Annotated in this window: 12 protein-coding genes and 3 pseudogenes; 7 read left to right on the forward strand and 8 right to left on the reverse strand. The window is 64.7% G+C overall.

Annotated features, from left to right (window positions below; genetic code table 11):
* Window positions 1-239: 239 nt before the first annotated feature.
* Window positions 240-665 carry a metalloregulator ArsR/SmtB family transcription factor gene (locus A5658_RS12840; RefSeq protein ID WP_067335122.1) on the reverse strand — a complete coding sequence of 142 codons (426 nt, stop codon included), beginning with the start codon at window positions 663-665 and terminating at the stop codon, window positions 240-242.
* Window positions 666-1,070: 405 nt separating this feature from the next.
* Here A5658_RS12840 and A5658_RS12845 point away from each other — a divergent pair, with 405 nt between their 5' ends.
* The 3 genes from A5658_RS12845 to A5658_RS28775 all read left to right on the forward strand — a co-directional run bounded on the left by A5658_RS12845 (window position 1,071) and on the right by A5658_RS28775 (window position 4,199).
* Window positions 1,071-1,346, forward strand: coding sequence for a DUF1490 family protein (locus tag A5658_RS12845; protein WP_067335125.1), 276 nt, complete (start codon window positions 1,071-1,073; stop codon window positions 1,344-1,346).
* An 8-nt stretch (window positions 1,347-1,354) separates the two neighbouring features.
* Complete coding sequence (locus A5658_RS12850; RefSeq protein ID WP_067335128.1) at window positions 1,355-3,574, forward strand: cation-translocating P-type ATPase; 2,220 nt, start codon at window positions 1,355-1,357, stop codon at window positions 3,572-3,574.
* 352 nt (window positions 3,575-3,926) lie between these two features.
* Entirely contained in the window at window positions 3,927-4,199 is a 273-nt protein-coding gene (locus A5658_RS28775) for a DUF732 domain-containing protein (protein WP_255361335.1), read from the forward strand.
* A gap of 432 nt (window positions 4,200-4,631) precedes the next feature.
* Here the strand turns inward: A5658_RS28775 and A5658_RS12855 are convergent, their stop codons facing one another.
* The gene (locus A5658_RS12855; RefSeq protein ID WP_067335133.1) at window positions 4,632-4,994 is read right to left on the reverse strand and encodes a metalloregulator ArsR/SmtB family transcription factor; all 363 of its coding nucleotides are present in this window, start codon (window positions 4,992-4,994) and stop codon (window positions 4,632-4,634) included.
* Window positions 4,995-5,577: 583 nt separating this feature from the next.
* On the opposite strand from A5658_RS12855, the gene A5658_RS28435 reads away from it, so the two are divergent.
* Together A5658_RS28435 and A5658_RS28095 are read left to right on the forward strand one after the other, a co-directional pair.
* Window positions 5,578-5,727, forward strand: coding sequence for a hypothetical protein (locus tag A5658_RS28435; RefSeq protein WP_197503113.1), 150 nt, complete (start codon window positions 5,578-5,580; stop codon window positions 5,725-5,727).
* Window positions 5,669-5,789 (forward strand): annotated as a pseudogene (locus A5658_RS28095) (IS481 family transposase); the annotation flags it as partial. The gene A5658_RS28435 and the pseudogene A5658_RS28095, both read left to right, overlap by 59 nt.
* A gap of 303 nt (window positions 5,790-6,092) precedes the next feature.
* Here the strand turns inward: A5658_RS28095 and A5658_RS12865 are convergent.
* Window positions 6,093-6,422 (reverse strand): zf-TFIIB domain-containing protein, encoded by a 330-nt coding sequence (locus A5658_RS12865; RefSeq protein ID WP_082993134.1) that lies wholly within the window; start codon window positions 6,420-6,422, stop codon window positions 6,093-6,095.
* Between the two features lie 229 nt (window positions 6,423-6,651).
* Between A5658_RS12865 and A5658_RS12870 the strand changes: the two are divergent.
* A pseudogene (locus tag A5658_RS12870) lies at window positions 6,652-6,924 on the forward strand (DUF1490 family protein); the annotation flags it as partial.
* Between the two features lie 403 nt (window positions 6,925-7,327).
* Here A5658_RS12870 and A5658_RS12875 read toward each other — a convergent pair.
* Window positions 7,328-7,637: pseudogene (locus tag A5658_RS12875) on the reverse strand (ArsR/SmtB family transcription factor).
* A 101-nt stretch (window positions 7,638-7,738) separates the two neighbouring features.
* On the opposite strand from A5658_RS12875, the gene A5658_RS12880 reads away from it, so the two are divergent.
* Window positions 7,739-9,742: a heavy metal translocating P-type ATPase gene (locus A5658_RS12880; protein ID WP_067335139.1), complete on the forward strand. Its 2,004-nt coding sequence runs from the start codon at window positions 7,739-7,741 to the stop codon at window positions 9,740-9,742.
* Between the two features lie 229 nt (window positions 9,743-9,971).
* Here the strand turns inward: A5658_RS12880 and A5658_RS12885 are convergent, their stop codons facing one another.
* The 4 genes from A5658_RS12885 to A5658_RS12905 all read right to left on the reverse strand — a co-directional run bounded on the left by A5658_RS12885 (window position 9,972) and on the right by A5658_RS12905 (window position 13,408).
* Complete coding sequence (locus A5658_RS12885; protein ID WP_067335142.1) at window positions 9,972-11,369, reverse strand: MFS transporter; 1,398 nt, start codon at window positions 11,367-11,369, stop codon at window positions 9,972-9,974.
* A 177-nt stretch (window positions 11,370-11,546) separates the two neighbouring features.
* A complete protein-coding gene (locus A5658_RS12890; RefSeq protein WP_067335145.1) occupies window positions 11,547-11,945 on the reverse strand; it encodes a metalloregulator ArsR/SmtB family transcription factor in 399 nt (132 codons plus the stop codon).
* 722 nt (window positions 11,946-12,667) lie between these two features.
* Complete coding sequence (locus A5658_RS12900; RefSeq protein WP_067335152.1) at window positions 12,668-13,012, reverse strand: hypothetical protein; 345 nt, start codon at window positions 13,010-13,012, stop codon at window positions 12,668-12,670.
* Window positions 13,013-13,054: 42 nt separating this feature from the next.
* On the reverse strand, window positions 13,055-13,408 hold the full coding sequence (locus A5658_RS12905; protein WP_082993150.1) for a hypothetical protein: 354 nt from the start codon (window positions 13,406-13,408) through the stop codon (window positions 13,055-13,057).
* Between the last annotated feature and the right edge of the window lie 48 nt (window positions 13,409-13,456).

A 13,456-nucleotide genomic window follows, 5' to 3' on the forward strand; every position in this document is an offset into this window, starting at 1 on the left:
CGGCCCACACCGACCGGCGCACCGACAGATGACGTTCTCCACACCGCATCCGGGCCGCGGCCGGTTCTGACCGGTGTAGTGGCCGCGATCCGAGACATCGCCCGCCAGCGCGACGCAGGAATACTTAGCGACGCCGAATACTACGATCGCAAACATCAGCTGCTGGAACGCTCGTTCAAACACCCTGGTGTCTGCTCCTGCGGATCGGCAGCGTGCCCAGCGGCGTCACCGGCCGACAATTAAGGCGTCGTCACTGCACCGCCGATGATCGCCGCCGCGTCGGCAGTCTCAGATACCAACGCCAACGCCAGCGGCGATGGCGCGAGCACGGTATTCACCAGCGTCACGCCGCGCGCCGTGAGCCCAAACACCAGCAGCCGTCCCTGTCGATGCGACGCGACAAGCGCGGCGTTCTTGAGCAGCCGCAGATGATGCGACACCAGATTCTGCCGCTTACCGACGATCCAGGCGAGATCGGTCACGCACAGCTCGCTGCCGGCCAACAGCGACGCCGCGATCGTCAGCCGCGTCGGATCGGCCAACGTCTGCGCGGCCTGGGCCGCCGACGCGATCGCGGCGCGGTCGCTGACTGCCGACCGAATTTCCTCTGCGCGCCCACGCTCGACGCCCCGCAACGGATTAGCCCTCGCCGCCGACCCTTCCATTGCTGAACCGTAGCCGAGCTCATCGGAATCTAAAGCTGTACGGGTATGCGCACCACCGCCGCTACAATTCGTGTCGAACACGGCCGTTGTGACGACGGCTTTTTACCCAGGGGCGCTGCGGCCACTGTTGTCGGCGCTGAACTACATCCCGACCGGACTCACGTTCGGCAGTTCTGAGTGCCTTCAGTCAGGTCCGTGACGGCTAAAACGTCGTGTGTGCGAGTGCCGATTAGTTAGCTTAAACCGTTCCCGCATCCCCAAGCAGAAGCGGCGCTGCTCTGCGGCCGCCCGGTCACCGGTGGTAGACAGCGGAGAACGCGTCTGCCCGCCTTCTTGACTCATTGTCATATAGCGATACGCTGATGGATCAGGCATGGTGCCTGTTCTTGGAGGAGGAACGAAACAATGTTGTGGAGTGGGCTCGCTGGGAAAGCGGCCGGAACCGTGGTCACCGGGATGGTCGGAGTCGGCGCCTACGAACTGGTCCGCAAGGCGGTCGGCAAGGCGCCGCTGCGCCGCGCGTCGATCGCTGCAGCGGAGCTCGGCCTGCGCGGCACCCGGCGCGCCGAGGTTGCCGCGGAGTCGGCGCGGTTACGTGTCGCCGATGTAGTGGCCGAGGCGCGCGAACGTCTCGGTGAGGAAGCCTCTCCCCCAGCCGCCGCGGCCGCCCACGACCACTGATCGCCGCCATGAGCGTTGACGACGCGACAACGGCGGTCCTATCCGATGCGGCGGGGCGCATGCGAGTTCATGTGCCTTGGGTGCGGTCGAATTCGCGTCGGGCGGTGGCTGTTGAGGAGGCGGTTGATAACGAGGTCGGTGTCCGCGCGGTGCACGCCTACCCTCATACCGGGTCGGTGGTGGTGTGGTATTCGCCCAGACGTTGTGACCGCTCGGCCATCCTGGCGGCGATCGAAGCCGCGAAAAACTTTGCCGCCGAATTGATCCCCGCCCGCACCCCGCGCTCAGCCGACGTGAACAACGCGGAGGTTCTGCGCATCGCGATCGGCGGTGCCGCGCTGGTGTTACTCGGGGTGCGCCGCTACGGATTCCGCCGTCCCCCACTGCTAGGCCGCAACGGCCAACTGGTGGCCACCGGCGCCACCGTCTTCATGGGTTATCCGTTCTTCAGGGGGGCCTTGCGTTCCCTGCGCAGCGGGCGAGCCGGCACCGACACCCTGGTCACGGTAGCCACCGTCGCCAGCATGGTGCTCCGCGAAAACGTCGTGGCACTCACGGTGCTGTGGCTACTCAACATCGGGGAATATCTGCAAGAACTAACGTTGCGCCGCACCCGCCGCGCGATCGCGGACCTGCTGCGCGGCACCGCGGACACCGCTTGGATCCGCGCCGTTGACGGCAGCGAGGTGCAGGTACCCATTGACACGCTGGCCATCGGTGACGAGGTCATTGTGCACGACCACGTCGCTATCCCCGTCGACGGTGAGGTCGTCGACGGGGAGGCGGTGGTCGACCAGTCTGCAATTACTGGGGAAACCATGCCGGTCAGCCTCAGCGCCGGCGCCGTTGTCCACGGCGGGTCGGTCGTGGTGCGCGGCCGGCTCGTGGTCCGCGCCAGCGCCGTGGGCAGTGATACCACGATCGGTCGCATCATCAGCCGCGTGGAGGAAGCCCAAAACGACCGGGCCCCCATCCAGACCGTGGGTGAGAACTTCTCCCGCCGCTTCGTGCCCATCTCGTTCCTGGTGTCCGCGCTCACCTTGGTGCTCACCGGTGACGTGCGCCGGGCTATGACGATGCTGTTGATCGCTTGCCCCTGCGCGGTGGGGTTGTCGACGCCCACCGCGATCAGCGCGGCGATCGGCAACGGTGCACGCCGCGGCATCCTGATCAAGGGCGGATCGCACCTCGAGCAGGCCGGCCGGATCGATGCGATCGTCTTCGACAAGACGGGCACGCTGACCGTGGGCCGCCCGGTCGTCACCAATGTCATCGCGCTCCATAAGGATTGGCAGCCCGAACAGGTACTCGCCTACGCGGCGAGCTCAGAAATCCACTCCCGCCACCCGCTCGCTGAGGCAGTAATCCGTTCCACCGAGGAACGACGGATCATCATCCCCCCGCATGAAGAGTGCGAGGTTCTCGTTGGGCTCGGGATGCGGACCTGGGCCGATGGCCGGGTGCTGCTGTTGGGCAGCCCCTCGCTGTTGGGCGCCGAAAACGTCCGGGTCTCCAAAAAAGCCACCCAGTGGGTTGAGGATCTGCGCAAAGAAGCCGAGACCCCGCTGCTGCTGGCGGTCGACGGCACACTGGTTGGTCTGATCAGTTTGCGTGACGAAGTCCGCACCGAGGCACCAGCAGTGCTGAACAAGCTGCGCGACAACGGAATCCGGCGCATTGTCATGCTCACCGGTGACCACCCCGACACTGCCGAGGTGGTGTCCCGCGATCTCGGCATCGACGAATGGCGCGCCGAAGTACTACCCGAAGACAAATTACAGGTCGTCCGCGAACTGCAAGACGAGGGCTACATCGTGGGCATGGTCGGCGACGGCGTCAACGACGCACCCGCGCTGGCCACCGCCGATATCGGCATCGCCATGGGCCTGGCCGGCACTGACGTCGCCGTCGAAACTGCAGACGTCGCGCTGGCCAATGACAACCTTGAGCGTCTCCTCGACGTGCCTGACCTGGGCACACACGCTGTCCGAGTGATACGGCAGAACTACGGCATGTCTATAGCCGTCAACTCCATCGGCCTGCTCATGGGTGCCGGCGGCGCACTGTCACCGGTATTGGCCGCGATCCTGCACAACGCCTCATCGGTGGCCGTAGTGACCAACAGTTCCCGACTCATCCGATATCAACTCAGTAACGGCAAACACGCCGCCGCAAATAGTCACTCGGCCACTGCCTCGGAGCTCGCCGCGCAAGTGGAAAGCCCGTGACAACGCCTCAGGGCGCAGGTCTGACCCCAACGCTGCTGACCGCTGATACTCCGGTCGGGCAGCATCGACGCGGGTGGTACAAGCGCCGGATTGCGGGCGCGGCCAGCCGAAGGGCTTCAGGCCAATGCTGGTGTAGACCCGGCAGTGTGACATTCGGACGTGCGGCCGCCGCGGGTGCGCCGCGCTGCTCGCAGAGCATCCGCCATCTCACGACCTCCAAGGGTTCACCGTCGTAATTGACCGCAGCCAGTGGAGCGGCGCAGAGGACGTCTTGAACGGCACAAGGCGCGGCCACCGGAACAGGATACGCGCGACACGCGGCGTCGCGCTAGGGACGGTTGCGGCACTGCTGTTGCCTGCGCCGGCATCAGCCGATGCAGCCGACGATGCATTCATCGCCGCGCTGCAGCAGCACGGCATTGCCTATATGAATCGCGATGCGACTACAGCCGCGGGCCGAGGGGTCTGCGACTGGCTAGACCAAGGTCTGTCTCCGGCAGTCATTATTCTGACAGTCCGCAAACGGACGGATCTTTCTGCGCATACCGCCGCATACTTCTTCGGCGCCGCGGTGACGTCTTACTGCTCGCAATACAGCAGCGACGTCGATACTTCGGCGTCCTAACAGATGCACCCGCGTACCGCTGCGTGAAACTGTCGCAGCGCCCACGCCCGGATGCGAAGCGCATAGGGGCTAACGTCGCCCGACAGATCGCTGTCCTAGCGATGCCTACCCAACAGATTACGGAAGCCGCGGCGATCTTGACTAATGCTCATCGCGACCACAAGTGCGTGCCACGGCTTTGACGGCAGACTTCAACGCTCGTCGACGCTCACCTGCCGCTCTGTCGCTGACAGTGATGAGTTGCTACTAACGGTTCTTAGGCACCGTGCTGGGGTTTCCGTCCTGCGCGGCGCTCATGTCCAGCAGCCGCATCAGCCCATCGCCCAATGCACGACCATTACTCGGCTCATCAGACCGCCGGCGATGAACGGACGCCACTCGGGCTATCACGCGCCGACATCAACGATCGCGGCCTAGGGGGTCGGCGCGGAGCTATACGGCGTCGTGGCTGCGGTCGCGAAGGCCTAAACGCAGATGCTCGCTGTGATACACAGCCTCGTCGAGAAGTTGGGCTACGTGACGGTCATAGAGGCTGTACACGATGCTACGCCCAGAGCGGGTGCCGGTGACCAGACCGAGGTTGCGAAGCAGCCGCAACTGGTGAGAGACCAGCGACTGCTCCAGGCCGATCGCCTCGGCTAGTTCAGTAACCGAACAGGAGCCTTGGCGTAGCTCGGTCAGAATCATCAGCCGGCTCGGAGTCGCCAACGCCTGCAGCGTGGTCGCGACATGAGCGAGCGCATCGGAATCCAGACGTCCGACCGGGCGGTCACGCCCTTGCACACCGTGTCCCACATTCTCAGTCTACTGCGACGCCCAGCTGAAGAATGGTTCATACATTCGATAGCGTCCGGCCGGCTCCTTGCCCACCCATTTTCGAAGTGACCGCATGGCAGTGTCTGCGATGTTCACGAGCCCCTGGTACAGCTACCAGCGTCGTCGCAGCGTACGTCCTTAACGAGATGTGCTGGGCGGCAACGGAATTGACGCTGATGATGGTCGTTGATCTCACAAATTTCAGGGGCCGGTGCGGGTGTAGTGGGAACTTAACCTGACTCGTGGGTTGGAACCCGGACTAACGGGCCGGGCGCGCACGCCCGGAAAGACCCCCGAAATGGACCTGTTGATGGTGCTGCCGCGATCGCGGCGGCGGCGATCAGGCAAATTACTGACAGTGCCATTGCTCATCGTGATCTTCGCGACCTCTGTGGGCCAGAGGCGCCGGCGACCGCGCGCACCCAAGACCGCGCACCGGGGCCTCGTACGCGGACTGCTCGACCTAACCCTGAGACAGCGACACAAGTCTCGTCCGAAGGTGAGGAGCAACCCGTGATAGCCGTTGATCGAGCGGTCGGTGATGTCGTCGCGATGCGGCCTGATGAGCGGGAAAACCGCGGACACGCCGCCCGCCATCATCACCCGCGATCAGGGCGGATTCCTGCCCGACCTTTCGCACGGTGAACCCGCACGCGCGCCCACACAACAGTCCTTGGCGCACGCCGACGCGCACCGAGGGGCGCATCATTAAAGTCCGGGTGCTGCGGCGCTGGGGCCAGCGCGATCGGCTACCTACTCGGGATCCATCCATCCGACCGCGGAAAGCCTGCCCACTCTCAATCCGTGTCGCCGCCCACGACGACACAACCGTGATCGTCGCCTCGACAGCCTGCGACTGCTCCGCAACACCGCCTGTCGCCGTGGCCGGTCCGCCAGCAACTGAACCGCCCTCGACGCGGGGAATGAGGAACTGCAGCGTCGATGGAGAAGACGTTCAGATACCTATTATTTGTGCCCAACTACCCCCGAAGCGCCTGCACCCGGCTCATCAGGCGCCTGCGATCATGAAAAAGATGAACCGCGCGCGCCAATCGACCGGGGTCTGTGAACGCCCGTTTAGTGGTGCTCGTACCGGCCGTGATAACCGCCGCCGAACAGTCCACCAAGAAAGCCTCCCCGCTGCTGCGGATAGTGCTGGGGCGGCATGTACTGCTGCGGCTGCGCTGAATACTGCTGAGGCGGAGCTGGCTGTGGGCCAGATCCATAGAAATTCGCTTCGGCCTGCGCCAGTACCTCCAGTTCACCGCGGTCGAGAAAGATGCCACCGCATCCGGTGCATTGATCAATCTCGACCCCGAAGCGATGTACCGGCAACATCTGCGCCACACACTTCGGGCATGCGATAGGCGCCTTGGGCTCCGGTCTTGTGTGATCAGACACCGACATACCAATCTTCCTTTCCTGTTGGGACGACCCCGCACCCACCCATGCATACATAGGAATTAATGCATGCATATCAGATGTTGCTGGTATCCGCATCGGCCTGGCCCTCCCACAACTAAGTCGGCCAGCGCCCCGCGGACTTTGTCACATTAACATATTGCGATACGCTTATGTAATAGGTAAACGCTGTTCGTACTAGGCCTGGACGGCTCACCGACAGAGGAGTGGGTACATGTTTCCGCATGGACTTTTGATCAAAGCGGCCCAAACGGTGTTCTCCGGGCTCGTCGGGGTCAGCGCCTACGAGGTCGTCCGAAAAGCGGTCGGCTCGGCTCCGGTACATCGCGCCAGCGTTGGCGTCACAGAATTAGGTTTGCGCGGCGGCCGGCGCGCTGAAGTTGCCGCGGAGTCGGCTCGCGTGAAACTGGCTGGCGTCGTCTCCGAAGCTCGCGAACGAATCGGCAATGACACTGCCCCAACGACCGCCGAGCACACCACGAGCGACACCAAGGCAACCGCCGCCGGTAAAGAAGGAGCGCTAAGCGACCGCTATTCCACCAGCGATCACCATGGGTGACACGCTGGGGTTTGGCAGTGGTTAGCGCCGATACTTACTTCGCGATCGCCGCGCGATGGTCGCGATGCTCCGGCCGCCATAGACGCCGATCCGCCGACAGCCATGGCGAGGCTCGTCTCGTCCTTGACGATTAACGCTTTTTGATGCCCTCAGGTGATCGCGAGCACGCACGCATCCCGGCTAGTTCGGGGGCCTCGGTCCTTGGTCGGCGGGTGCAGCGCCGCAGTCCCCGCCGTTGTCTATTCAGGTATCGGATCGTTCGTGCCCGGTGGCGAAGCGACCTACATCCTGAGTGAGGAGGGAACGTCTTCGCTGAAGCTTATGCGCGCGGTTAAGCCTTCGCGTAGCGGCGGCACTCGTCGAGCAGCATCGCGACGTGGTTGTCGTACAGGCGGTAGACCACGGTGCGGCCCTCACGAGTGCCGGTGACCAGACCCAGCGCCCGCAGCAGACGTAGTTGATGCGAAGCCGCGGACTGCTCCATCTCTACGGCGGCGGTGAGCTCGGTAACCGAGCACGCGCCGTATCGCAGCCGGGTCAAGATCCGCAGCCGACTCGGGGTGGCCAGGGATTGCCGCCGCTGCCGGCTCGGCGTCGAGTTGCGCAGGTGGGGTGACCCGGACTAGCACGCCGTGGCCCATGCTTCGGCATCGTATCAACCCCGTAGACATGAACACACCTTCATTTGTTCCTGTATGGTGTGCCGTGTTCCCCTGCCCCACTTTCCTTCGGAGGAGACCGCATGTCGTCTCAGCTGGTCGACCGCGCTGCAAAACCGACCGCCGATGCTCGGGCGGCGTCGATCCGCACGCGGCCCTTCGCGCTGCCCGAGGTGCGCTGGGCGGCGGTGGCGACGGGGTTGTTCGTGCTCGGCTTGGCCACGCAGTACGGCGGCGCACCGGCCTGGGTGTGGTGGGCGCTGTATCTGGCCTGCTACGTCACTGGCGGATGGGAACCGGGCCTGGCTGGTGTGCAGGCGTTGCGGGACAAGAACCTGGACGTCGATCTTCTGATGATCGTGGCGGCGATCGGCGCGGCCGCGATCGGGCAGGTCCTCGACGGCGGATTGTTGATCGTCATCTTCGCCACTTCCGGTGCGCTGGAAGCATTTTTGACCCAACGCACCGCCGACTCGGTGCGCAGCCTGCTCAACCTCGCACCTGAGCGCGCTACTCTGCTCACTGCCGGCGGTGAGCAGAGTGTGGATGCGGCGGATCTGACGGTCGGCGATGTGATCGTGGTGCGCCCCGGCGAACGCATCGGCGCTGATGGGCACGTCCTCTCTGGTGCCAGCGATGTCGATCAGGCCTCGATCACCGGTGAACCACTGCCGGTCGTCCGGCAACCCGGCGACGAGGTTTTCGCCGGCACCCTGAACGGCACCGGGGCGCTGCGGGTGCGGGTGGACCGGGCCGCCGCGGACACCGTGATCGCCCGCATCGTGACCATGGTCGAAGAAGCCTCGGCCACCAAAGCCAAGGCCCAGCTGTTCATCGAGAAGGTCGAGCAGTACTACTCGGTCACCGTTGTGGCCGCCACCGTGGCGGTGTTCTTCATTCCGCTGGCCCTGCACGCCGCGGTCCAGCCGTCGCTGCTGCGAGCGATGACGTTCATGATCGTGGCCTCCCCCTGCGCGGTGGTGCTGGCGACCATGCCGCCGCTGCTGGCAGCGATGGCCAACGCCGGCCGCCACGGGGTACTGGTCAAATCCGCGGTGGTGATGGAACAACTCGGGCGGGTCACCACTGTGGCGTTCGACAAAACCGGCACCCTGACCCGGGGCACCCCGACACTCACCGACGTCCGGCCCTTCACCGGTAGCGGCCTGGGCACCGACGACCTGCTCACCCTGGCCGCCGCCGCCGAACACCCCAGCGAGCATCCCCTGGCCGCCGCCATCGTGGCCGCTGCCAGCGCCCGCGGTCTCGTTCTGCCGACGGTCGAGCAATTCGACTCCGCGCCCGGGCGCGGCGTGCGCGCCACAGTCGACGGCCGCCAAGTCGCCGTCGGTAGCCCCACCCAGCTGCTTCCCGCCGACTCGACCCCCGGTCACGCTGGCACCGCGAGGGTCGGCGCCGTGGTGGCCGGGCTGGAAGCCGACGGCAAAACCGCGGTCATCGTCACCCTCGACGGCACGGTGGCCGGCGTACTAGGGCTCGAGGACCAGCTGCGCCCCGATGCAGCGGACACCGTCCACGCGCTGAGAGCCCTGACCGGCGCGACCCCGGTGCTGTTGACCGGCGACAACACACGCGCGGCCGCCGCGCTGGCGGCCCGCGTCGCGATCAACGACGTACGCGCCGGGTTGCTGCCCCAGGACAAAGTCGACGCCGTCCGCGAACTCGCCGGTACCGGCCGTCAGGTGCTGCTGGTCGGCGACGGCGTCAACGACGCCCCCGCGTTGGCCGCCGCGCACACCGGAATGGCCATGGGCCGCACCGGATCTGACCTCGCCCTAGAAACCGCTGACGCCGTCGTCGTCCGCGACGAACTAGCCAGCATCCCGAAGGTCATCGCACTGTCGCGGCACGCCCGGCGGGTGGTGATCACCAACCTTGTCATCGCATCCACCTTCATCACCGTGCTGGTGCTGTGGGACCTTCTCGGACACCTACCCCTACCCCTGGGCGTGGCCGGCCACGAAGGCTCCACCGTCCTGGTCGGCCTCAACGGAATGCGGCTGCTAGCCCGCCGCGCCTGGACGCCCACACCTCGAACTGCACGTCGCGGTGATCAGTCGGCCTGATCTGTGGCTGGCCATCGACCGAGCACACGTGCCCCAATACAGTCACACAGCAGTCACTGTCGGCACCGTAATCATCCTGGCCACCGTCGTGCTGGTGACCGCGACCGCCTGGTTTCACCGAAGCCGATGACCCACCGTTCGCAACCCCCTCGAGGGTCGGCCGTCGGCGGCTCGGTAAACCGACCGGCGTGAGGTTATGCCGCTGCTCGCTGCGCCGGGTCCCACGACACTAGAGCTGTCCGCAAGTGCAGACACACCTGCGGGTGGCCGCCGGGTGATCCGGCTGGCTGGCGGGTTGTGGCCAGCGGACGTGATCCTTGTCGATGACGAAGGGGTGAGTGTGCTCCATGAGCTTCCCATCCACGGCGGTGGCGTCGTCGAGATGCACGCGGTCGGTGGAGGCGACGTCGTGGGTATGGGTCAGCGCTTCGGGGTCGTGGCGCGGCCAAATCAGCACCGCGGTGATCGCGCCAGCAGCGGCGATCATCCCCAGCATGGTCCAGGTTGCGGTGAAGCCGGCCAGCGTGGCGCCCCATCCTGCGATGGGATAGGTCAGCAGCCAACACAGGTGTGAGAGCGAAAACTGCGCGGCAAACACCGCGGGCCGATCAGCAGGAGTCGACGAACGGCGCACCACCCGACCCACCGGGGTCTGTACCAGGCTCATCCCGGCGCCGATCAGCGCCCAAATCGCCAGGGCGATGGCCCACCGCGAATCGTCGCTCGTGGTCGACATCGCGATCGCGCTGATGGCTCCGATCAGCAGCAGCGCCCCTCCGGTCAACATGATGGTTCGCTCGGGCGCTCGGCGCAGTAGCTGCGGCAGGACCAGCGCGACGAGCATCGTGCCGGTGCCGGAGGCGGCTAGCAGCCAGGCGACGTCGGCTTGGGTGCGACCTAGAACGTCACGGACGTAGTTGACGGTGTTCACTATGACGATCGACCCGCACCCGGCCACTACCAGGTCGAGGGCCAGCACACCACGCAGCCGTGGGGTCGCGGCGAAGATCCGTACGCCTGCGGCGGTCCGCTGCCACGCGCTCTCTCGTGAGTTGGGCGGGGCGTCAGGGATACGAGTACTGACGACCAAGGCCGCCGAGAGCAGGAACCCGACAACGGTGCCGACAAACAGCCAGTGGAAACTCATCACCGTCAAAAGCAGCGCGGCCAGCACCGGGCTCAGCAGGCTCTCCATCGTGGAGGCGAGCTGGGAAGCTGACAGCGCTTTGGTGTAGTCGGATTCGTCGCAGACCACATCGGGAATGACCGCCTGAAACGTCGGCGTGAACGCGGCTGACGCCGACTGCAGCACCGCGATGAGGACGTAGATCTGCCACACCTGGTCGATGAAAGGCAACGCCAGCACCACCGCGGCCCGGATGAGATCGAGACCCACCAGGACCAGCCGTCGCGGAAACCGATCGGCATGGGCCGCGGCGACTGGCGCGACCGCCACGTAGGCGACCATTTTGATCGTCAACGCCGTCCCGAGCACAGCTGCGGCATGCGAGCCCGCCAGCTGATAGGCCAACAGCCCCAGAGCCACGGTCGTAAGACCGGTCCCGAACAGAGCAACCACCTGAGCTGCGAACAGATGCCGATAATCGCGGTAGCCGAACAAAGACATACCCGACCCCTTTCCTAACTTTGTAGTCCATATGTTCGGCGGAGAACGGATCGCACTGCGTTGCTGTTGCACGCTCGCGCAGTGGAATTGCCTCCATACGACAGCCGCCTGAGCCCCACACCCGGATGGCGTCGCTCCGTTCGTCTCACCGAGCAGCTCGCGCATGCGGCTGTGCGCTCACCGCTGCAAATTCGATCGAGCAGGCTGTTCACCGAGGGATAGCAGCCGCGCATCGGGGCGGTGATGAGGTGGGATGCCCTGCCCGGCGTGCTCGGCGTTGAACACCGCATCGGTCACCAACTGGCGCACATGCTCGTTTTCCAGCCTGTAGAAAATCGTGGTGCCCGACCTGCGGGTACGCACCAGCCGCGCCATCCGCAGCTTGGCCAGGTGCTGCGACACCGACGGCGCCGGCTTGCCCACCCGCTCAGCCAACTCCGTCACCGACAATTCCGCGCCAGTTAAAGCCCACAGCAGTTGGATACGGGTCGAATCGGCCAACATCCGAAAGACTTCCACGATCAGGCTTACCTGATCATCCTCCAAAGGATCCGGTTCCCGACTACCTGCGTGCATACGCAGACAATAACTCACGCAGACGGAGAGATAGCTGGCGCGTGAATTGCATAGCTCAAGCGTTCTAAGCCGCGGCGGAGCACTTCACGTCGTGCTGCCCAGTCCGGCCTATGAGTCGTCGTTCAACCACGCAAGCGATTCGAGTCAACCAATCACGGCGATCGCGAACCGCCGTGAAACCACAGCACGGGCCCTGAACTCAACCCGTAGACCTGATGATCGCGAGACCCATCGCGCTGACTCCATTGACACTGTCCCCCTCCATACGCGCTCCCAAAGTGGTGAAACATAAGAGTCGCGGACACTTTTCGAGTTCGTGACTTTTGCCGATCAGGTCGTAGAGCTGCTCTCCCTGCGGAAGGGGGACTTAGTTTCACAGGCCCCTCTGGGCCGCCAAAAGCGGCTACGGCAAATAGGAGGTCTCCGAGCCATGGATCTGGCGGGCTTCGGCGCTACTCGTCTCACCAAATTGGCCAGTTGGCCACGGAGTGGCCAATTGAATGAGAAGTGGCCACTTTGTTTGAGAACCTACAATCGTCGGGATCGTCGACGGCGACAGTGGTGTCGACGCCTAGGTATTCATCGCTGTCAGTGCTGAGTTGCCCAAGGGTGGCGATTCCGTGGACGATGCTCCGAATCCGGAACAGGGCCGGGTTGTTCTGAATCTTGTATTCGTAGTCGAGTTGGACGAGATCACCTACAGCCCATGTCTTTTCCATGATTCAACGCGCTCCGGGGACGGCCGCGTCGGGCCAGGTTGCGGCGATGTCGCGCTTGGCGTCATCGGTGAGGTAGGTGTGCCAGGTCTGATCGATCGGGTTATAGAAGGGGCGGTCGGTCTGGCTGCGGGCGACGATAGCCCAGCCGCGGCCAATGTTGTCTGAGTCGGCGGAGACCAAGCGGAATCCGCTGCGGCCGAGCTCGTGGATCAGCCGCGCCTCGTCGAGCTCGGCGGCTGGCACGGTGACCGGGGAGCAGATAGCCCGGTTCGGGTTGTCGTCATCCCAGTGCACGATGATTTGGCGCCGGTCGCCGTCGTGGGCGATGGTGCAGCGATATAACGACATGGACGGTGTCCCTTCTGCGCGGCTCGATGTTCGGGTTGGTGGCTATCCGACGGCAGCGCGTGGGTAAATCGCGGAATACCATGAGGTGCACTGCTCGGCGTAGAGACCGACACTCGAAAGGCATTCGTTCAGTGCGTTATTCAGCTCGTACTGCTCATAGTCGAGGTTGAATGCCCCTGCGTGCTCACCTCCATCATGGGTGACGACCAGAACTGAGGAGCGGCCTCCGGTCTCCCCCCGTTCGGCCCATTGCGCCGGTGTGTAGAACTTGCCGCCGCCGCCGTGATATTCGATGCCCTGGTGGACGAAGAATTCCCAGAGTGTGGCGGCGGCGGTCTGGCCGAGCGGGCACAGCCCGTCGGGGACAGGCCAGCTGCTGCTGTTGCTAGTGCTCATGCGGTCATGCTGTGCGCGACGCGGCGCCCGGGCGGCGACCGACACGTT

The sequence above is a fragment of the Mycobacterium sp. 1245111.1 genome (assembly GCF_001673405.1).
Classification (GTDB): Bacteria; Actinomycetota; Actinomycetes; order Mycobacteriales; family Mycobacteriaceae; genus Mycobacterium.